The sequence below is a fragment of the Pseudomonas sp. Leaf434 genome, assembly GCF_001425545.1.
In the GTDB taxonomy this organism is placed as follows: domain Bacteria; phylum Pseudomonadota; class Gammaproteobacteria; order Pseudomonadales; family Pseudomonadaceae; genus Aquipseudomonas; species Aquipseudomonas siliginis.
Map to the genome: position 1 here is coordinate 1,208,698 of NZ_LMQZ01000001.1, position 20,005 is coordinate 1,228,702.

A 20,005-nucleotide genomic window follows, 5' to 3' on the forward strand; every position below is an offset into this window, starting at 1 on the left:
TACGCCCCGCTTCCAAGCAACCGAGATCAGTCCCCTCGCCCTCCGGGAGAGGGCTAGGGTGAGGGGCTCTTGATTTTGATTCACTTCTTCAGATCTTCGGCACCCTGCAATGGCTCATCACCCAGCAGCAGTTCCTTGTCATGGCTGACCAGCTCTTCTTCAAACATGCGCCACACGTGCTCGTCCTGGCTGCCGAGCAACTCGACAAAGCGCCGCCCTTCGACCTTGTCGCTTAGCTGGCCGATGTAGCGCCCGCTCTCGCTGCCACTGCGGGTCAGCACGATCTTGCGATCCTTTTCCGGCTGGGTCGGCGAGATCAGGTTCAGTTCCAGGGTTTGCGGCTGGCTGTCACCGTTCAAGCGCAAGTCGACTTCACCGGTCACATCATCCAGATGCACCGCCGCACGCAGCTTCAGGGTTTGCGCCAGCAGCTCGCGATCCAGTGAACGGTTGATGCCTTTGCCCGCCTCGTAGTAGTTGTCGTTGACCAAGTTGTCCGGGTTGTTCACCGCGATGGTCACCATCGACAGGGTCAAGGCCACCGAGCAGGCCAGAATCGCGATGATGATCCACGGCCAGAGGTGCTTGTACCAGGGACTTGCGGCGTTTGCAGCGGGCATGTTCAAAATTCTCTCAACGGATTTGTGGGCCGATGAATCGGCTCTTGGCTTCAACGTGGACGCTTTCGTCATCGGCATCCTTGAGGATGAATTTCACCTCGTTGGTGCTCGATGGCAGTTGTTCCGGTGCGCTCGACAACTCGACCGGCATGCTGACGATATCGCCGGCGGCAACCTTGATCTCGCGCTTGCCTTGCAGGCGCAGGTCCGGCAGCCCCTCGGCTTGCAGCAGGTAAGTGTGGTCGCGCTGATCCTTGTTCATGATCTTCAGGCTGTAGACGTTTTCGATCCGGCCTTCAGCGTTTTCGCGGTACAGCACGCGGTCTTTGCTGACGTCGAAGCCGACCAGTGAACGCATGAAGAACGCGGCGACCAACAGGCTGATCATCGCCAGCAGCACCACGGCGTAACCGATCAGGCGCGGTCGCAGTTTATGGGTTTTCTGCCCGGAGAGGTTGTGTTCGGTGGTGTAACTGATCAGCCCGCGCGGGTAATCCATCTTGTCCATGATGCTGTCGCAAGCGTCGATGCACGCCGCGCAGCCGATGCATTCGATCTGCAGGCCATCGCGGATGTCGATGCCGGTCGGGCAGACCTGCACGCACATCGTGCAGTCGATGCAATCGCCCAGCCCCAGCGCCTTGTAGTCGATGCCTTTCTTGCGCGGCCCACGGCTTTCGCCACGGCGCGGGTCGTAGGAAACGATCAGCGTGTCCTTGTCGAACATCACGCTCTGGAAGCGCGCATACGGGCACATGTAGATGCACACCTGCTCACGTAACCAACCGGCGTTGCCGTACGTGGCAAGGGTGAAAAAACCGACCCAGAAATACGACCAGCCATCGGCCTGGCCGGTGAAGAACTCGATGACCAGTTCGCGGATCGGCGAGAAGTAGCCGACAAAGGTCATGCCGGTGACAAAACCGATCAACAGCCACAGCGAGTGCTTGGCCAGTTTGCGCAGGAATTTGTTGGCGCTCATCGGCGCCTTGTCGAGCTTGATGCGCTGGTTGCGGTCGCCTTCGGTGACCTTTTCGCACCACATGAAAATCCACGTCCACACGCTCTGCGGGCAGGTATACCCGCACCAGACGCGCCCGGCATAGACAGTGATGAAGAACAGGCCGAACGCGGCAATGATCAACAGGCCCGAGAGCAGGATGAAATCCTGTGGCCAGAAAGTCGCGCCGAAGATGAAGAACTTGCGCTCCGGCAGGTTCCACCACACCGCCTGATGACCGCCCCAGTTCAGCCACACCGTGCCGAAATACAGCAGAAACAACGCCGCACCGCCGAGCATCCGCAGATTGCGGAACAGGCCGGTGAAAGCCCGGGTGTAGATTTTTTCTCGTGAGGCATAAAGATCGACGCTGTTGTTCGCGTTCTTGCTCGGTGGCGTGACGTCGTGTACCGGAATCTGATTGCTCATCATTGCATCCCACGGCAGTGGAAAAATGCCTCGGTCGATACGTGCCAACCGAGGTCAAAAAGGCTGTTGCAGTAGCGCGATGATACGCCTGCCGCTCTGGCTCAAGGGTGCGACCTTTGGTCGCGTTGGGTAAAAAATGCGGATGGTGTAGCGATTGCGCAAAAGCCTGACGCAGATCAATTGACTTGTTGAGTATGGACGTTTTTGCCGAAGTGGCTAGTTCATCCTTTCAATTGTTTGTTCACGCCACTGCCGTTGATTTCGCAAGTTGAATAACACCCGTGATTGTTTTCGTCCAGGCGACAACTCAGGCCGGACGCTACGGGCTTCTATTGATTCGTATGTTGTAAGTTGTTGGGTCTGAAATATATTCACTCGATTGTTGTAGGTGAAGGCTTTGAAGTTTTCGCGGTATTCGAATAAGTTCTGTTCGCGCGAAACTTCTTTTGCGTACCGAAAATTAATTGAAATGGAATTTCAAGCATGGCTTTGAATAAATTCATGAGCATCTTTATGGGTGCTTGTCTGGTAGCTTCGGCTATTACCGCTCAGGCTACAACTGGCATGCCGAAACATATGGTCTTTGCTTCGGATACTCAATATCCGTGGACAGACAAGACCGATATCCGCGAGCCCGAATCGGATTCAGAATTCACGGCGCGCTCGAAATGGCTGATTGAAACCCAACTTGCAAGCATTGCCGAATTCAGAAATCTACACGGCTCCCAAGCGCAGGTTCCTTTGATGATCAATGGCGATATAACCGCTTTTGGTCATGGCTGGCAGCGCTCGTTCATGAAGGATTCGCTGAACAGGCACTTCAAGGGTGAATATCTTTACGGCTTGGGCAATCACGACTATGAAAACAATGTTGATGATTGCTTTACCAATAACTGTGCTGCAGGAAGTATTGTCGAGTTCAAAGAACATCATGAAGGTAAAGTCGATAACTTTGATCTGAAAATCACTGACGGTTTTCTGAGCAAGACGTATGCCGGTAGCCTCGCCTATTCGAAAAATATCGGCGAAGTGCATATGGTTCAGCTCAATAACGAGCCGACCTACACCACCCGGATTGCTCATCCGTTGAACCCGACGACGTTCGAAATCAACGACGCACTGGACTGGCTCGAGACCGATCTGCGACTGGCGCGAGCGTCTGGCTACGCCATCATTATCAATATGCATAAACCCTTGCGGCACCAGGGCAGCCCCGAGCAGAAGAAGCGTTTCCATGACATGGTCAACAAGTACCAGGTGACGGCCATTTTCGCCGGCCACCTGCATACCGAGGGAGGAAGTTCCTACTGGGAGGGCAGCGTCCCCATGTATCTCAGCGGAAGCACCTCTCAGCAAACCTACCTGACTGCGAATTTCACCGAGGATCGCAAGCATTTGCAGATCTATCTGGTGAAGAACAACCAGTGGCGTGAGCGGACGCTGATCGATACCACGGTTGTGCATTCAATCTTTGCCCAACGCCCATGAAAAAAGCCCCGCCGGTGATAGGGCGGGGTGTTCAGCAGTCAGTTATTCGCAGCGATCCATGGGTTGATCACATTGACGCCGCTGAGTTGAAAGTCCGCAATGTTGCGAGTTACCAGCGTAAGCCCGTGCACAAGCGCGGTGGCGGCGATCAAGGCGTCGCATTCACTGCTGCGGTCGGGAACATGCAATCGTGCGCACCGGGTGGCGACGCTGGTATCGACAGGCAGGATTCTTCCAGAGAACGCCGGTTTGACGTGATGTTCCAGCCAGTTGCGCAGCAGCTGGCCTTGTGAAGGGTCACGACGTTCGATACGCAGGACGCCCGTTTCCAGTTCCAGCACAGTGATTGCAGATAGATACAGGCTGGCTGGGGAAACGCTGTTTGCCCATTTCACCACATGTCTGTCGGCTTGGTTTTTCCGAAGCTCGGAAACTACATTGGTATCCAGTAGGAACATCAGGAAAGGTCCACGCTGCGAGGAGTAATTACAGCGCGCTCGGGTTCGAATTCGATTTCAAGCGCATTCGGCATCGCCAGCAGCTCAACGATGCTGGTCTCGCAACCGGTCAGTTTCTGGTACTCCTCAATGCTGAGCAATACGTGGGCAGGCCTGCCTCGGTCAGTAATGATTACTGGACCTTGACGCGTGGCTTTTTTGGCTGCACTGGTGTCCTGATTGAACTCGCGGCTGGAAATGGTGGTGATGGCCATCATGTTTGGCCTCCAGAAATTCTGATGTAGGAACGTTACTATTTTGAGGTTTTCACCGCAATCGGAAAGGCAGGTCGGGGACGATCGGTTTGTCACTTTCATAAGGGCGCCGGCGAAGACGCCTCCCGCCAAGGCGTGAGGCGCTGGATACAGGGCGTAAATTCGGTGTTTTTGCTGCCCTTGTCAGAGCAATCTACCGCCGCCGAGGCCGTCGAGTCCGCCACCGTCGCCGGGGCTGTTCATGGTTTGCTGCGAAACCTTGAGTAACGGTTTCACAGATGTTCGTTCGAACCCTGCCCTGTGGGTAGAGCCGGGTTGAGGCTGATTTTGCAGTGCGCTTTGGTGATCTTTCGACATTGGGCTTCATCCTTGAAGTGGCCCGATATGGATTATCGGGGGCGAAAAAAACCTACCGTGCATCTCAGCTCAGGTCCATCGAGCAACCGTTTCGAATCGTGAATGCCAGCATGAAAAAAGGCCCCGCCAATTCCCATTGGCGGGGCCTTTTTTGCTTCAAGCGTTGGCCTTACTCAGCCTTCGCCTCCGGTGCTTTTTCACCGTGAGACAGACTGTAAACATACGCCGCCAGCAGGTGCACCTTGTCATTGCCCTGCAGTTGTTCCTGCGCAGGCATCTGGCCCTGACGACCGTAACGGATGGTCTGCTGCAGTTGCGCGAAGCTCGAGCCGTAGATGAATGCGCCCGGATGGGTCAGGTCGGGCGCACCCATGGCCGGGGTGCCTTTACCGGCAGGGCCGTGACAAGCCACGCAGTTGGCGGCGAAGAGTTTCTGGCCGTTGGCCGGGTCGGCCTTGGTGCCTTCCGGCAGTTTGCGCCCGTCGAGATTGGTCACCACGAAGGCCGCTACGTCAGCCACGCCTTGCTCACCGATCACTTCCGCCCATGCCGGCATCACCGCGTGGCGGCCGCCCATGATGGTGGTCTTGATGGTTTCCGGCTCACCGCCCCAGCGCCAGTCGGCGTCGGTCAGGTTGGGGAAGCCATAGGCGCCCTTGGCGTCGGAACCGTGGCACACCGAGCAGTTGGACGCGAATAGACGGCCGCCCATTTTCAGTGCTTGCGGATCCTTGGCAACTTCTTCGATCGGCATCGCCGCGAACTTGGCGAAGATCGGACCGAAGCGCGCGTCCGAGCGGGCCATTTCCTTTTCCCACTCGTGGACGCCGGTCCAGCCAGTCTGGCCGTTGGCGAACGCGGTCTGTTTCTCGGTATCCAGATAGTTGTAGCCCGGCAGCAGACCTTTCCAGTTGCCCAGACCTGGGTACAGCACCAGATAACCCAGGGCAAAAATGATGGTGCCGACGAACAGCATGAACCACCATTTCGGCAGCGGGTTGTCGTACTCCTCGATCCCGTCGAAGGAGTGGCCGACCGTCTCGTCCGTCTGTTCGCTGCGCTGGCCCTTGCGGGTCGACAGCAGCAGCCAGGTCAGGGCGAAGATCGTACCGAGACTGAGGACTGTGACGTACAGACTCCAGAATGTAGTCATTCTTTGTTACTCCTAGAAGCTTGCTCGACGTGCTTGATGGCTTCGGGATCATCCGCAAAAGGCAGCATGGTCGCGTCGTCAAACTCTGACTTGCGCTTGGGGCTGAACACCCACAAGGCCAGACCGATGAAGGCCACCATCACGACCACGGTGCCCAGGCCTCGAATCATCCCGATATCCATCAGATTCACCGTTTGCTTTTGATGATGGTGCCCAGGCCTTGCAGATAGGCCACCAGCGCGTCCATTTCGGTTTTGCCCTTCACGGCATCCTGTGCACCGGCGATGTCTTCGTCGGTGTACGGCACGCCGAGGGTGCGCAAGACTTCCATTTTTTTCGCGGTTTCCTTGCCGTCGAGCTTGTTTTCCACGAGGAACGGGTAAGCCGGCATTTTCGACTCGGGGACCACGTTGCGCGGGTTGTACAAGTGCGCACGTTGCCAGTCATCGGAGTAACGACCGCCCACGCGGGCCAGGTCCGGACCGGTACGTTTGGAACCCCACAGGAACGGGTGGTCCCAGACGCTTTCACCGGCGACCGAATAGTGGCCATAGCGTTCGGTTTCAGCGCGGAACGGGCGGATCATCTGCGAGTGGCAGCCGACACAACCGTTGGCGATGTAGACGTCGCGGCCTTCCAGTTCCAGCGCCGAGCGCGGCTTCATGCCCTCGACCGGCTTGTTGGTGACGTCCTGGAAGAACAGCGGAACGATTTGGGTCAGGCCACCGACGCTGACGGCGATGACCATGAAGAAGGCCAGCAGGCCAATATTCTTCTCGACAGCTTCATGCTTCATCAGTGAGCTCCAACGACGGCAATCTTGGCGGCGGCTTCGGCTTCAACCGGATCCGACGCGCGAACGGTGCGGTACACGTTGTAAGCCATCAGCAGCATGCCGCTGGCAAAGAAAGCACCGCCCAGCGCGCGGACGATGAAGCCCGGGTGGCTGGCCTGCAGCGCTTCGACGAACGAGTAGGTGAGGGTGCCGTCATCGTTGATTGCACGCCACATCAGGCCCTGGGTGATGCCGTTGACCCACATCGACGCGATGTAGAGCACGGTGCCGATGGTGGCGAGCCAGAAGTGCGCATTGATCAGCCCGGTGCTGTGCATCTGCGCCCGGCCGAACAGTTTCGGGATCATGTGGTAGATCGCGCCGATCGAGATCATCGCTACCCAACCGAGGGCGCCGGCGTGTACGTGGCCAATGGTCCAGTCGGTGTAGTGCGAGAGCGAGTTGACGGTCTTGATCGCCATCATCGGCCCTTCGAAGGTCGACATGCCGTAGAACGCCAGCGACACCACGAGGAAGCGCAGGATCGGGTCGGTGCGCAACTTATGCCAGGCGCCCGACAGGGTCATCATGCCGTTGATCATGCCGCCCCAGCTTGGCGCCAAGAGGATGATCGACATCGCCATGCCCAGCGATTGCGCCCAGTCCGGCAGGGCGGTGTAGTGCAGGTGGTGCGGGCCGGCCCAGATATACAGGGTGATCAGCGCCCAGAAGTGCACGATCGACAGACGATAGGAGTAGATCGGGCGTTCGGCCTGTTTCGGCACGAAGTAGTACATCATCCCGAGGAAGCCGGTGGTCAGGAAGAAGCCCACCGCGTTGTGGCCATACCACCACTGGATCATCGCGTCAGTGGCGCCGGAGTAGGCCGAGTACGACTTGAACAGGCTGACCGGCAGCGACATGTGGTTGACGATGTGCAGCATCGCGGTGACGACGATGAACGCGCCGTAGAACCAGTTGCCAACGTAGATGTGCTTGGTTTTGCGCTTGGTGATGGTGCCGAAGAACACCAGACCGTAAGTGACCCAGACAATTGCCAGCAGAATCGCGATCGGCCATTCCAGTTCGGCGTATTCCTTGGTGGTGGTGTAACCCAGCGGCAAGGTAATGATTGCGCCGACGATGACCGCTTGCCAGCCCCAGAAGGTGAAGGCCGCGAGGCTGTCGGAAATCAGTCGCGTCTGGCAGGTTCGCTGCACGACATAATAGGAAGTGGCAAACAGTGCACAACCGCCGAAGGCGAAAATCACCAGGTTTGTGTGCAACGGGCGCAAGCGTCCAAAGCTCGTCCACGGCAGACCGAAGTTCAGTTCCGGCCAGACCAGTTGCGAGGCGATGAAGACACCGAGCCCCATGCCAAGGATCCCCCAGACCACCGTCATGATGGCGAACTGGCGGACTACCTTATAGTTATAAGCAGTCGGACTGATTGCTGTGCTCATTCTAAGGTTCCACGGTTTGGGTATTTTTATAGGGATAAAATCGGCCGCAAGTATGTATAAAGCAGGGGGTCATTGCAACGCGCCATGACCTGGGTCAATGCTTTCCAACGCTGATTCTGCGGCCTTTCCATGCGCCGCGTAGGGTCAAAAATGGCCTCTGACAAAATGTCGCAGTGCGCGTAAAAAGCTCGCAATCCGGATCGCCGTCAACGGTGCCCGTTCACAGGTCGTGATCGGGAAATTGCGGGCAATCGGCGCAACAGCCGTTATCTACCTGCGTTTGCGGCGAATCCATCAACCGGATCACGGCGCGCATCGTTCGGGATTGATCTGGAAACCGACTTCAGCCGGTCCGCTTCGATGAAGCGTAGACCCGAATCCGGGGTTCCGAAAGGAGAGGATCCAAGGGGTGCGACAATGCGTCGCAAAGGGGCGGGAAACTGCCGCAGCGAGAAAGCTGCGGCAGTGGTGTACGCAATTACTGTTTCTTGGTGTCTTCAGTTATCAGTTTTTCTGTGTTCAATCCGTGGCTCAGGCTGTACACATAAGCGGCTAGCAATTGCACTTTATCGTTGCCCAGCAATTCGTTCTGCGCTGGCATATGCCCCTGACGACCATGGCGAATGGTCTGCTCCAGTTGGGTCAGGCTGGTGCCATAAATGAAGCCGGCCGGGTGGGTAAGATTCGGTGCGCCCATGGCAGGGGTGCCTTGGCCAGTTGCGCCGTGGCAAGCCACGCACGTGGTGCTGAACGCCTGCTGTCCGGCTTGCAGGTCTGCCTTGCTGTCGGCGGGTAGCGGCAGGCCGGCGAGTTCGTGGCGCACGTAGGCGGCAACGTTTTTCACCCCGGCCTCACCGAGCACTTCGCCCCAGGCCGGCATGGCCGCCATGCGGCCGCCCATGATGGTGGTCTTGATCGTCTCGGCATCGCCGCCCCAGCGCCAGTCGCTGTCGGCGAGGTTAGGGAAGCCGAACGCGCCCTTGGCATCCGAGCCGTGGCACACCGAGCAATTGGAGGCGAACAGACGACCACCCATTTTCAGCGCCTGCGGATCCTTGGCCACTTCTTCCAGTGGCATCGCCGCGAATTTGGCGAAGATCGGACCGAACCGGGCGTCCGCCTTGTTCATTTCCTTTTCCCATTCGTGCACGCCGGTCCAGCCATCCTCATAGCCGGGCAGGATGCCTTTCCAGTTGCCCAGGCCCGGATAGAGAATCAGATAACCCACCGAGAACACCAACGTGCCGGCGAACAGCATGAACCACCACTGCGGCAGCGGGTTGTCGTACTCCTCGATGCCGTCGAAGCTGTGGCCCATGGTCTGGTCGACACTGCCCTTGGTCTCGCCCCGGCGGGTGCCGATCAGCAGCCAGGTCAGGCCGATCAGGCTGCCAATGGTCAGTACGCAGATCCACGTACTCCAGAAGGTGGTCATGGCCGGGTACTCCTTGTTTCAGGGGCTGAAATTGTTTCGGGTAGTGGCTCGTCGGCGAACGGCAGCAGGCGTGCTTCGGCGAATTCCGGGGTGCGCTTGCGGTTGAACACCCACAAGGTCAGGCCGACGAAGGCGACGAACACCACGACCGTGCCGAGGCCGCGAATCAGGCCTGCACTCATTTCAATGACCATGGCTCACCTCTTGCTCTTGATTGCAGTGCCGAGCACTTGCAGATAGGAAACGAGGGCGTCCATTTCGGTCTTGCCCTTGAGGCTGGCGACTGCGCCGCTGATGTCGTCATCGGTATACGGCACGCCGAGGGTACGCATGGTTTTGAGCTTGGTTTCGGTGTGGCTGCTGTCGACCGCTTGGGTGACCAGCCACGGGTAGGCCGGCATCTTCGACTCCGGCACGACGTTGCGCGGGTTGTACAAGTGCGCGCGGTGCCAGTCATCCGAGTAACGCGCGCCGACCCGGGCGAGGTCCGGACCGGTACGTTTCGAGCCCCACAGGAACGGGTGATCCCAAACGCTTTCGCCCGCAACCGAGTAGTGCCCGTAACGTTCGGTTTCGGCGCGGAACGGACGGATCATCTGCGAGTGGCAACCGACGCAGCCTTCGCGGATGTAGATGTCGCGACCTTCCAGTTGCAGCGCGGTATAGGGCTTCATGCCCTCCACCGGTTTGTTGGTGACGTCCTGGAAGAACAGCGGGATGATCTGGGTCAGGCCGCCGATGCTCACGGCGAACACCATCAACAGCATCAGCAGGCCGACGTTCTTTTCAATCGTTTCGTGTTTCATGGCGGACTCCTCAGGCCATCTGCGCGGCAGCGACGACGTCGGCAGGCTGCGAGGCCCGCACGGTGCGCCAGGTGTTGTAAGCCATCAGGAACATGCCGCTTAAGAAAATCGCCCCGCCGATCAGCCGCACGACAAAGCCCGGATGGCTGGCCACCAAGGTTTCGACGAAGGAATACGTCAGCGTGCCGTCCTCGTTGACTGCGCGCCACATCAGGCCCTGGGCGATGCCGTTGACCCACATCGAGGCGATGTAGAGCACGGTGCCGATGGTGGCCAGCCAGAAATGCGCATTGATCAGGCCGACGCTGTGCATCTGCGCTTTGCCGAAGATTTTCGGGATCATGTGGTACAGCGCGCCGATCGAGATCATCGCCACCCAGCCGAGTGCGCCGGCGTGTACGTGGCCGATGGTCCAGTCGGTGTAGTGGGAGAGGGCGTTGACAGTCTTGATGGCCATCATCGGACCTTCGAAGGTCGACATGCCGTAGAACGCCAGCGAGACCACGAGGAAACGCAGAATCGGGTCGCTGCGCAACTTATGCCAGGCGCCCGAGAGGGTCATCATGCCGTTGATCATGCCGCCCCAGCTCGGTGCCAGCAGGATCAGCGACATCACCATGCCCAGTGACTGTGCCCAGTCCGGCAGCGCGGTGTAGTGCAAGTGGTGCGGGCCGGCCCAGATGTACAGGGTGATCAAGGCCCAGAAGTGCACGATTGACAGGCGATACGAATACACCGGACGTTCGGCCTGTTTCGGCACGAAGTAATACATCATCCCGAGGAAACCGGCGGTGAGGAAAAAGCCCACAGCGTTGTGGCCGTACCACCACTGCACCATCGCGTCGGTTGCACCGGCGTACACCGAGTAGGACTTGGTGAAACTCACCGGCAACTCAAGGTTGTTGACGATGTGGAGGATCGCCACGGTGATGATGAACGCGCCGAAGAACCAGTTGCCCACATAGATGTGTTTGGTTTTGCGCTGCATGATCGTGCCGAAGAACACGATCGCGTAGGCGACCCAGACGACGGTGATCAGGATGTCGATCGGCCATTCCAGTTCGGCGTATTCCTTGGAGCTGGTGTAACCCAGCGGCAGGCTGATCGCCGCCAACAGGATCACCAGTTGCCAGCCCCAGAAGCAGAACGCGGCGATTTGCGGCGCGAACAATTGCGTCTGGCAGGTGCGTTGCACCGAATAGAAAGAGCTGGCGAACAGCGCGCAGCCACCGAAGGCGAAGATCACCGCGTTGGTGTGCAGCGGGCGCAGACGGCCGAAACTGGTCCAGGGCAAATTGAAGTTGAGTTCCGGCCAGACCAATTGCGCCGCGAGAAAAACCCCGAGGCCCATGCCGACGATGCCCCACACCACCGTCATAATGGCGAATTGGCGGACCACCTTGTAGTTGTAGGCGGTACTGATAGAAGTGTTCATGGTTCCCCATCCACGGTTCAGCCGAAGTGAGCGCGCAAACGACGCGAATCCTTCGCCTGGAGTTATAGGCAGACTAAAAGCGAGGCAAGCATGGACAAACAGCACAAGGCCAGTATTGACGGGGATCAATGGGCGCAGTGTGTGCTCGATCATGGGTGGCTTTGGGATGCCGCTGTTGGTGAGGCTTCGGCAACGCTGATTCTGGCGCACGGGGCGGGGGCGCCGATGGATAGCGACTGGATGAACGACATGGCTGGGCGCCTTGCCGGGCTTGGGGTCAACGTGTTGCGCTTTGAGTTTCCGTATATGGCGCAGCGGCGGGTGGATGGGGTTAAGCGGCCGCCGAATCCTGCGCCGAAACTGTTGGATTGCTGGCGGGAGGTGTTTGCGCTTGTGCGGCATCATGTCGCTGGGGTTTTGGCTGTTGGCGGTAAGTCGATGGGTGGGCGAATGGCGAGTCTGGTGGCGGATGAGCTGGGGGTGGATGCGTTGGTGTGTCTGGGATATCCGTTTTATGCGGTGGGGAAGCCGGAGAAGCCTCGGGTTGAGCATTTGGCTGGTTTGAAGACTCGGACGTTGATTGTGCAGGGGGAGCGGGATGCTCTGGGGAATCGCGAGGCGGTTGAGGGGTATTCGTTAGCGCCGGGGATTGAGGTGTTTTGGTTGGTGGGGGGGGATCATGATTTGAAGCCGCTCAAGGCTTCTGGCTTTACGCATTCCGATCATTTGGCGGGTGCTGCGCAGAAGGTGGCTGAATTTCTCGGTGACTGATTTTGAGCCGGGCCGGGATTTTGCGTTGCATGAAGACCTGCTCCCTTTCCCCCTCGCCCCCTTGGGGGAGAGGGTTGGGGTGAGGGGGCTAGCTTTTGATCTTGCTCTTGGGGGCATATCCGTTGCTTCGGGAGCTGCGGCTGGCGGTTTCGCCTGACGGCGACTTACTTTTTTACAAGCGCCAAAAAAAGTAAGCAAAAAACGCTAGCTCCTGCGTTCGGCCCTCGCAAGCTCGGGTCCCTTCGCTGCGGGATCGATCCGGGCGCAGCGGCTCCGGTTTGCTTCGCTGCACCTACACTCGCTGTGTACGACTGCGTCGTACGGTCGCTGCGCTCCCCTGCGCTCCCACGCCCGGATCAATCCCTCCGCTCAGCCTTCCGACGTCGCCGGTGGATCAAGATCAAAAGCACTCGAGCTTGCGCTCATTGTTGAGTGGTGCGGCTTCGCCGCGGGCAGCCGCGCTGCCTTGCTTTTCTGTGGGAGCGAGCCTGCTCGCGAAAGCTCCCTTCCAGACGACATCAAACCACCTGCCTGTCAGAGGCAATCTCTGAACTTAAACATCATCAAATACCAATGTTTAAACTACACGACCCGTTACGCCATCCCGGCTACAACTCCTTGCGCCATTGCCTACGCCTACGCCAGAATCCGCCGGCTTACGCGTCTAGGCGGCGGGCTATATCGTTTGTCTGTCACTGAGAAACAGTGATGGGGTTTGGTAGCCCGCGTCGAAACCGTTGTATAGCGTCACCGTATGCAGTCCCGTTTCGGGGCTCGACTTTTATGGTGGGCATGCGTGGGGCTCCTTTGTGAGCGCCGGGTTTCCTGTTTCGACCGGTCTACCAACCTGCGTATGACCACCACCTTTCGTTTGGTAGCGAGGGTGTTGGCTCCCAATATTCGAAACCGGAGTACGCCCATGTTCAAAGTCACCCCCAACCCGCCACCCCCCCACGACCGCGCTCTCGATCCGCAAAAAATCCAGGAAGCCACCGACCGCGCCCTCGATTACTACCTCAAACCCGAAGATCTGGCCGCTCCACCAAGCTCTCCAAAATATCGCCCGATCTATGTCGTGGACCCCACGCTGGATGACGAAACCCTGTTGATCCAAGCCTGCGAGTCGCTTTCATACGCGCATGCCATGGCCGGTAACATCGCCAACTCGATAGGCGGCCCGGAACGCAAACCACTGCTGGCGCTGCAACAGGTAATCATGCTCAACGAACTGTTGGTCAATCGACTGCTGGATAAGCTGAAGTTGCCTCAATAATTTCGCTGGCTGTTATGGCCTCTTCGCGAGCAGGCTCGCTCCCACAGGGGATTGGTGTCTGGCACCTAGTCTGTGATCAGCGCAGATCCAATGTTGGAGTGAGCCTGCTCGCGAAGCGCCATACGGCTGAAAGGGCGGGGATGCAATCTGATCGAAACGTTGTCGCGAAAAATCACAAATCATCCCTAAGCAAGTTGAAAGTACCTATAGGCTGCGTTCGGTATCCATGGCTTTTGAACTTTGCTTCAAATGTACCTTTAGCAATCCCCTTGGTGGGATGGATGTCGATAGTGACCGTGGCTTCATCAGCATCAACATAAGTAAATCCATAAAACCCAGAGGGTCCAGGTGACGAGTGGCCGTGCTGGAATGTCAGCCCGTCTTCCAACGTATAAGTTTTATGGAACGGGGCGTCACTGGTATAGGGGATCGAGAAAGAGTAGAGAAAGATGTTCTTCTCCTCCAGCGTTCCTGTGGACCCTGAGATTGACCAGCTCTTTTCGCCCGTCGGAATAAAATGACGTAGCTCAAAAGAAATTATAGTGGCCGTGGTTTCAGGGTTGGTGCCGAATTGCCAAGTGAAGACATTAGACTGTTTTGCAATGGCACCTGGTTTTGGGATGAGGATGCTATGTTTGCTCATTTTTTAGCTCCTTGGTCATATCGTGATAATGAAAACCATCTGTTCAACGATTTATAGATATGCCCCTGAAACTTGAATGTCTACTGTAAGACCTGACAGTAGACATGCGCTGTATTCTGTGGATTTTCGCCAGGATTTCCGAATGTGCAGCGCAAAACTTTCTGATGAAGTTCAATATTAGATGTCTCGGTTTGGCAGGCGGCGCAATGCACGACTGAACTACTCAAGCGCAGTCTCAACCTACTCAAATCCTATTGAGTAGTTCATTGACACAACAAAAAACCCGGAAAGCTCACGCCATCCGGGTTTTTTCATTCCAGCCTTCCAATCAGCGATTAAACCGCGCCACCAACGAATACTGCGTGTTGGCCGTCTTCGTCAGTTCTTCACTGAGCAACGCCGAGTTGTGCGCTTGTTCCGAGGTTTGATCGGCCAGTTCCGAGATATTGCTGATGTTGCGGCTGATCTCTTCAGCCACGGCACTTTGCTCTTCGGTCGCGGCGGCGATCTGGGTGGTCATGTCGGTGATGTTGGCCACCGCTTCGCTGATGCCGACCAGTGCCTGATCCGCTTCCAGGACCCGCGCCACGCCTTCTTCAGCCTGGCGATGCCCGGCTTCCATGGTTTGCACGGCGCTGGAGGCAGTCTGCTGCAACTTGGCGATCAGGGCGTGAATCTGCCCGGTGGATTCGCTGGTGCGTTGCGCCAGTTGGCGGACTTCGTCAGCCACGACCGCAAAACCACGGCCCATTTCACCGGCACGCGCCGCTTCAATCGCAGCGTTGAGGGCGAGGAGGTTGGTCTGGTCGGCGATGCCTTTGATCACGTCGACCACGCCACCGATTTCGTCGCTGTCCTTGGCCAGTTGCGTCACGGTCAGGCCGGTTTCGCCGACGACCACCGACAGGCGCTGAATCGCTTCGCGGGTTTCCCCGGCAATGTCGCGGCCGCGGCCGGTCAGGCGGTTGGCTTCCTGGGTGGCGTCAGCGGTGCGCTGTACGTGGCTGGCGACTTCCTGGGTTGTGGCGGCCATCTGGTTGACGGCGGTGGCGACCTGTTCGGTTTCCACGCGCTGGCGTTCCAGGCCGGTTGAGCTGTTGTGTGCCAGGGCGTCGGACTGCTTGGCCTGTTCGGTCAAGTGCTCGGCGGTGTCCTGCAGGCGGGTCAGGCAGGTTTTCAGGCGCGCTTCCTGGCTGAGGATCGACATTTCCAGACGCGCCTGGGCGCCACGGCTGTCGGTGTACATCTGCGCGATCAGCGGGTCGGAGGTGGTCTGTTCGGCCAGGCGCAGCAGGCGCTTGAGCCCGCGTTGCTGCCATTGCAGGCCCATCAGGCCCAGCGGCACCGACAAACCGGCGGCGAGGGCGAAGCCCCACTGCGAGTTCAGCGTCGCGCCGATCATGAAGCTCAGTTGGCTGACCAGAATGAACGGCAGCCAGTCCTGCAGGAGCGGCAGCCATTTGTCCGTCGAAGGAATCGCCGACTTGCCCTGGTTGATGCGTTGGTAGAGCGCTTCGGCGCGGCGGATCTGTTCGGCGGTGGGCTTGACGCGCACCGACTCGTAACCGATCACCTGGCTGCCATCGAACACCGGTGTGACGTAGGCGTTAACCCAATAGTGGTCACCGGATTTGCAGCGATTCTTAACGATGCCCATCCATGGCAAGCCTTGTTTCAGTGTGCCCCACATGTGCGAGAACACCGCCGACGGCACGTCAGGGTGACGGACCAGATTGTGCGGCGCCCGGATCAGTTCCTCCCGCGAAAACCCGCTGATCTCGACAAAGTCGTCGTTGCAGTAGGTGATCACGCCCTTGGCATCGGTGGTGGAAATCAACCGTTGCTGAGCTGGAAAGGTCCGCTCGCGTTGTGTAATGGGCTGGTTGTTACGCATGGTTTTTCAATCCGCAAGGCTTTGAATGGTTGTCGGCGCCGACAGGTTTTTATTGAAGTTTTTTTTCAGATTTAAGTACGCCGTCGCAAAACCGCGCTTGCGTCAACTGGCCAGCATCGGATAGGTGAACAGGCCGAAGTGCAACAGGTTCAGGCCGAAATGGGTGGCGATCGCCGCGCCCAGTCCGCCGAAACGGTAGGCCAGACCATAGCCGACCCCGGCCAGTCCCGCCAGCAACACCCAGGTCCAGCCAGCGCCGACATGCACCAGACCAAACAACAGCGAGGCCAACAGCAGCGCGAGGTTGTCGCCGTAGGGCAGGTGCTTGAGGCGACGGCTCAGCCCGCCCTGTATATAGCCGCGAAACAGCGCTTCCTCGACCAGCGTCACCAGCAGCAGATTGTTCAGCACCCACAGCCAGGCCTGATCCGGCCATTTCGGTGCCCAGGCGATCACGCCAAGTAAAAGCGCGCCGCCGAGGGCGAGAATCGCGCACAGCGTCAGGGCGAGGGCGGTGGCATAGACCGTCAGGCGCAACGATCGCCGCGCGACGATCCACGGACAAACCAGCAGCAACCAGAAGCCCACCAGCGGTTTGTCGAGATTGAGGTACATCGCGAACGGCACGGCGTTGTCAGTGAAACGTTGCGGATTGATCACGCGGCCGTTGGCGAAGCCCGGCAGCCAGTGCAGCGCCAGTGCCACGGCCAGAACGATGAACAGGCCATGGCCGAGCCAACGCGCGACCGGCACCTCTTGCTGACGCACGGCGAACGCGGCGAACAGCAAAAGCCCCACGGAGATCAATGCCAGCCAACCGAGCTGGCCGTAGCTCAGGGCCAGTCCGTAACCGAGGCCGAGCAGCGCGAGATAGAGCCAGGGCAGCGCCTTCATCGAAAGTCCTTGTGCGAGATTTCTGGAAGGGGCTTTCTACACGGGCGAGGGAGGTGGGACAAGTGAAGGTGTGGCAGTCATGCCAGACACAAATCAAATGTGGGAGCGAGCCTGCTCGCGAAAGCGGTCTTCCAGATGACGTCACTGGCGACTGACACTCCGCTTTCGCGAGCAGGCTCGCTCCCACAGGTTTTGCATTCGGCTGGATATCAGCGCAGGCCCAGTTTGGCCGCCGCGCGTTCAGTAATCTCGGTGCGCAGCTTCAACGACGGCGCCGCGCGCAACCGCGCTTCATCGACCACCGCACTCGGTGCCACGTCCGGGCTGCCGGCATTGAACGGCGGCGCCGGGGCATATTCCAGTTGCAACTGCACCAGTTGCGCCGTGTCGGCATCGACCAGTTCCGCCGCCAGCACCAAGGCGAAATCGATCCCGGCAGTGATTCCGCCACCGGTAAACAGATTGCCGTCGCGTACCACCCGATCCTTCACCGCAACCGCGCCCAGCGTCGGCAGCAACTCGTGATACGCCCAATGCGTGGTCGCACGTTTGCCCTGCAGCAGGCCCGCCGCGCCAAGCACCAGCGAGCCGGTGCACACCGAGGTCACGTAACGTGCCTGGGCGGCCTGGCGTTTGATGAAGTCCAGCGTCTGCTGATCTTCCATCAACGGCCCGACGCCGCCACCGCCGGGTACGCAGATTACGTCCAGATCCGGGCAATCCTCGAAAGTCGTAGTCGGTTTCAGCAGCAGCCCGGTGCTGGATGTCACTGGCATCAGATCCTTCCAGATCAGGTGGACCTGCACGCCGGGCAACGAGGCGAGGACGTCGTAAGGGCCGGTGAGGTCGAGTTGCTGGACCTGCGGGAATAACAGAAAACCGATCTGCAGCGTCATCGTTCTTGCTCCGTTGAAAGAAGTGGACGACTTCACTGTAGGCGGGTAGGTTCTGGCGCATACGCCAATCACCCCACGAATTACGCCAAATGCCTAAAGCCATTCACGTCCTCGCGTTTGCCAATATGCAGATTCTTGATGTCACCGGGCCGTTGCAGGTGTTCGCCTCGGCCAACGATCTCGCCCACCAGCGCGGCTTGTCGACGCCCTATGCGCCGAGCGTGATCGCCAGCGGCGGAGGGGCGGTGATGTCATCGGCGGGGTTGGCGGTGCTCGCCGAACCGTTGCCGCAAACGCCCAGCGACACATTGATCATCTCGGGTGGCTGGGGCATTTATGCGGCATCGGAAGATCTGCAACTGGTCGACTGGGTACGCGAACATGCGCGCGGCTGCCGGCGCGTGGCTTCGGTATGCACCGGGGCCTTTCTACTCGCGGCCAGCGGCTGGCTCGATGGTCGCCGCGTGGTCACCCACTGGACGCGCTGCGAGCAACTGGCCGCGAAGCATCCGAATCTGCACGTGGAAGCCAATCCGATTTTCATCAACGACGGCCCGGTGTGGACGTCCGCCGGGGTCACGGCAGGCATCGATCTGGCGCTGGCCATGGTTGAAGAAGACCTCGGTCGCGACATCGCCCTCGACGTCGCCCGGCACTTGGTCGTCTTCCTGAAACGCCCGGGCGGACAGTCGCAGTTCAGCGTGACGCTGTCGCTGCAACAACAGGGCAACCGCTTCGATGAACTGCACGCCTGGATCGCCGAGAACCTGACCTGCGACCTCGGCATCCCGACCCTCGCCGAACAGGCTGGCATGAGCGAACGCAGCTTCATCCGCCACTACCGCGCCGACACCGGCCAGACCCCGGCGCGGGCGATCGAATTGATCCGCGTCGAAACCGCGCGGCGACTGCTCAGCGATACCGGTTTGCCGGTGAAACGCATCGCCGCCAATTGCGGGTTTGGCAGCGAAGAGACGCTGCGGCGCAGTTTTTTGCGAGCGATTGGCGTGACGCCGCAGGCTTATCGGGAGCGGTTTTCGGTCAGCGTTGCAGCAGATCCAGTATTGCCTTGAGGGTTTCCTGCGGCGCTTCTTCGGGAATGTTGTGGCCGACACCCGCGAGCACGCGCCGCTCATAAAAGCCGTTGAAATGCTCGGCATCTTCATCAATCAGCGAAGGCGGGCCGACGCCATCATCGCCACCGCACAGCGAAATACTCGGCACGCTGATCACCGGCTTTGTGGCCAGCGCTTCTTCCATCCACTCCAGAGCTGGATCGCCCGGGGCGTAGCCGAAGCGATGCCGATAGGAATGAATCACCACGTCGACAAAGTCAGGATTATCAAAAGCGCCAGCGGTCAGCGGGTAGCGTTCGTCCTTTCGCGCCCATGTCGGCGACCACAGCCGCCAAAGCAACTGACACAACGCCCGGCGATTCTGCTTAAGGCCCTCGGCGCCACGCGGCGTGTGGAAATAGTACTGATACCAGAGCCGATGCTCGTCTTCCGGGTCCAACGGCTGGTTCGCATGGGCGATGTCCTGCACGAGGTAGCCGTCGCCGCTGACCAGCCCGCGCACTCGCGCCGGAAACAACGCCGCGACAATACACGCTGCCCGACCGCCCCAGTCATAACCGCAAAGCGTGGCCTGTTCGATGCCCAGCGCATCCATCAGATCGAGCAAGTCCTGCGCCATCGCAGCTTGCTGACCGGAGCGCAGGGTTTGCGCACTGTTGAACCGGGTCGGCCCGTAACCGCGCAAGTACGGCACGATGACGCGGTAGCCTCGCGCGGCCAGCGCCGGGGCGACTTCGTCGAAGGTGCGCGGGGAATAGGGGAAGCCGTGGAGCAGAATTACCGGGGCGCCGTTGTTCGGACCGTGCTGTTCGTAGGCAATGGTCAGGGTTGGGGTAAGAACGCTCTCGATCATGACGAACCACTCCGTTTGAATCGTATTCAGAC

General features: G+C 58.9%; 21 protein-coding genes. 4 read left to right on the top strand and 17 right to left on the bottom strand.

The window, feature by feature from the left end:
- Window positions 1-80: 80 nt before the first annotated feature.
- Both ASG55_RS05380 and ccoG read right to left on the bottom strand, forming a co-directional pair.
- Window positions 81-620 carry a FixH family protein gene (locus ASG55_RS05380; protein WP_056784237.1) on the bottom strand — a complete coding sequence of 180 codons (540 nt, stop codon included), beginning with the start codon at window positions 618-620 and terminating at the stop codon, window positions 81-83.
- 13 nt (window positions 621-633) lie between these two features.
- Window positions 634-2,049 carry a cytochrome c oxidase accessory protein CcoG gene (gene ccoG, locus ASG55_RS05385; protein WP_016773872.1) on the bottom strand — a complete coding sequence of 472 codons (1,416 nt, stop codon included), beginning with the start codon at window positions 2,047-2,049 and terminating at the stop codon, window positions 634-636.
- Window positions 2,050-2,532: 483 nt separating this feature from the next.
- Between ccoG and ASG55_RS05390 the strand changes: the two genes are divergently transcribed.
- The gene (locus tag ASG55_RS05390; protein ID WP_056784240.1) at window positions 2,533-3,537 is read left to right on the top strand and encodes a metallophosphoesterase family protein; all 1,005 of its coding nucleotides are present in this window, start codon (window positions 2,533-2,535) and stop codon (window positions 3,535-3,537) included.
- Between the two features lie 38 nt (window positions 3,538-3,575).
- On the opposite strand, the gene ASG55_RS05395 is transcribed toward ASG55_RS05390, so the two are convergent.
- The 10 genes from ASG55_RS05395 to ccoN (ASG55_RS05440) all read right to left on the bottom strand — a co-directional run bounded on the left by ASG55_RS05395 (window position 3,576) and on the right by ccoN (ASG55_RS05440) (window position 11,673).
- Window positions 3,576-3,995: a type II toxin-antitoxin system VapC family toxin gene (locus ASG55_RS05395; protein WP_056784242.1), complete on the bottom strand. Its 420-nt coding sequence runs from the start codon at window positions 3,993-3,995 to the stop codon at window positions 3,576-3,578.
- The gene (locus ASG55_RS05400) at window positions 3,995-4,249 is read right to left on the bottom strand and encodes a type II toxin-antitoxin system Phd/YefM family antitoxin (RefSeq protein WP_056786773.1); all 255 of its coding nucleotides are present in this window, start codon (window positions 4,247-4,249) and stop codon (window positions 3,995-3,997) included. Before ASG55_RS05400 ends, ASG55_RS05395 begins: the two co-directional genes overlap by 1 nt.
- A gap of 526 nt (window positions 4,250-4,775) precedes the next feature.
- Window positions 4,776-5,759: a cytochrome-c oxidase, cbb3-type subunit III gene (ccoP, locus tag ASG55_RS05405; RefSeq protein WP_024012333.1), complete on the bottom strand. Its 984-nt coding sequence runs from the start codon at window positions 5,757-5,759 to the stop codon at window positions 4,776-4,778.
- Entirely contained in the window at window positions 5,756-5,941 is a 186-nt protein-coding gene (locus ASG55_RS05410; RefSeq protein WP_016775513.1) for a CcoQ/FixQ family Cbb3-type cytochrome c oxidase assembly chaperone, read from the bottom strand. Before ASG55_RS05410 ends, ccoP (ASG55_RS05405) begins: the two co-directional genes overlap by 4 nt.
- A 5-nt stretch (window positions 5,942-5,946) precedes the next feature.
- Entirely contained in the window at window positions 5,947-6,555 is a 609-nt protein-coding gene (ccoO, locus tag ASG55_RS05415) for a cytochrome-c oxidase, cbb3-type subunit II (protein ID WP_007917161.1), read from the bottom strand.
- A complete protein-coding gene (gene ccoN / locus ASG55_RS05420) occupies window positions 6,555-7,997 on the bottom strand; it encodes a cytochrome-c oxidase, cbb3-type subunit I (protein ID WP_024012334.1) in 1,443 nt (480 codons plus the stop codon). The genes ccoO (ASG55_RS05415) and ccoN (ASG55_RS05420) overlap by 1 nt, the downstream gene beginning before the upstream one ends.
- 478 nt (window positions 7,998-8,475) lie before the next feature.
- Entirely contained in the window at window positions 8,476-9,432 is a 957-nt protein-coding gene (gene ccoP / locus ASG55_RS05425; RefSeq protein WP_056784245.1) for a cytochrome-c oxidase, cbb3-type subunit III, read from the bottom strand.
- Entirely contained in the window at window positions 9,429-9,626 is a 198-nt protein-coding gene (locus tag ASG55_RS05430) for a cbb3-type cytochrome oxidase subunit 3 (RefSeq protein ID WP_016773878.1), read from the bottom strand. Before ASG55_RS05430 ends, ccoP (ASG55_RS05425) begins: the two co-directional genes overlap by 4 nt.
- Before the next feature lie 3 nt (window positions 9,627-9,629).
- Complete coding sequence (ccoO, locus tag ASG55_RS05435) at window positions 9,630-10,238, bottom strand: cytochrome-c oxidase, cbb3-type subunit II (protein ID WP_056784249.1); 609 nt, start codon at window positions 10,236-10,238, stop codon at window positions 9,630-9,632.
- Between the two features lie 10 nt (window positions 10,239-10,248).
- The gene (gene ccoN, locus ASG55_RS05440) at window positions 10,249-11,673 is read right to left on the bottom strand and encodes a cytochrome-c oxidase, cbb3-type subunit I (RefSeq protein ID WP_056784252.1); all 1,425 of its coding nucleotides are present in this window, start codon (window positions 11,671-11,673) and stop codon (window positions 10,249-10,251) included.
- Between the two features lie 90 nt (window positions 11,674-11,763).
- On the opposite strand from ccoN (ASG55_RS05440), the gene ASG55_RS05445 reads away from it, so the two are divergent.
- Window positions 11,764-12,444 (top strand): alpha/beta family hydrolase, encoded by a 681-nt coding sequence (locus ASG55_RS05445; protein ID WP_056784255.1) that lies wholly within the window; start codon window positions 11,764-11,766, stop codon window positions 12,442-12,444.
- Window positions 12,445-13,363: 919 nt separating this feature from the next.
- Window positions 13,364-13,717, top strand: a complete 354-nt coding sequence (locus ASG55_RS05450; protein ID WP_056784258.1) for a DUF6124 family protein — start codon at window positions 13,364-13,366, stop codon at window positions 13,715-13,717.
- A 172-nt stretch (window positions 13,718-13,889) separates the two neighbouring features.
- Here ASG55_RS05450 and ASG55_RS05455 read toward each other — a convergent pair whose 3' ends face one another.
- The 4 genes from ASG55_RS05455 to inhA all read right to left on the bottom strand — a co-directional run bounded on the left by ASG55_RS05455 (window position 13,890) and on the right by inhA (window position 18,044).
- Window positions 13,890-14,360 (bottom strand): hypothetical protein, encoded by a 471-nt coding sequence (locus ASG55_RS05455; RefSeq protein ID WP_052392185.1) that lies wholly within the window; start codon window positions 14,358-14,360, stop codon window positions 13,890-13,892.
- 328 nt (window positions 14,361-14,688) lie between these two features.
- A complete protein-coding gene (locus ASG55_RS05460; RefSeq protein WP_056784262.1) occupies window positions 14,689-16,254 on the bottom strand; it encodes a methyl-accepting chemotaxis protein in 1,566 nt (521 codons plus the stop codon).
- Window positions 16,255-16,356: 102 nt separating this feature from the next.
- Window positions 16,357-17,148: a CPBP family intramembrane glutamic endopeptidase gene (locus ASG55_RS05465; RefSeq protein ID WP_056784265.1), complete on the bottom strand. Its 792-nt coding sequence runs from the start codon at window positions 17,146-17,148 to the stop codon at window positions 16,357-16,359.
- Window positions 17,149-17,357: 209 nt separating this feature from the next.
- Window positions 17,358-18,044, bottom strand: a complete 687-nt coding sequence (inhA, locus tag ASG55_RS05470) for an isonitrile hydratase (RefSeq protein WP_056784269.1) — start codon at window positions 18,042-18,044, stop codon at window positions 17,358-17,360.
- Between the two features lie 89 nt (window positions 18,045-18,133).
- Between inhA and ASG55_RS05475 the strand changes: the two genes are divergently transcribed.
- A complete protein-coding gene (locus ASG55_RS05475; protein ID WP_056784272.1) occupies window positions 18,134-19,117 on the top strand; it encodes a GlxA family transcriptional regulator in 984 nt (327 codons plus the stop codon).
- Here ASG55_RS05475 and ASG55_RS05480 read toward each other — a convergent pair.
- Window positions 19,086-19,973, bottom strand: coding sequence for an alpha/beta fold hydrolase (locus tag ASG55_RS05480; protein WP_056784275.1), 888 nt, complete (start codon window positions 19,971-19,973; stop codon window positions 19,086-19,088). The two genes, ASG55_RS05475 and ASG55_RS05480, sit on opposite strands and share 32 nt — an antisense overlap.
- Between the last annotated feature and the right edge of the window lie 32 nt (window positions 19,974-20,005).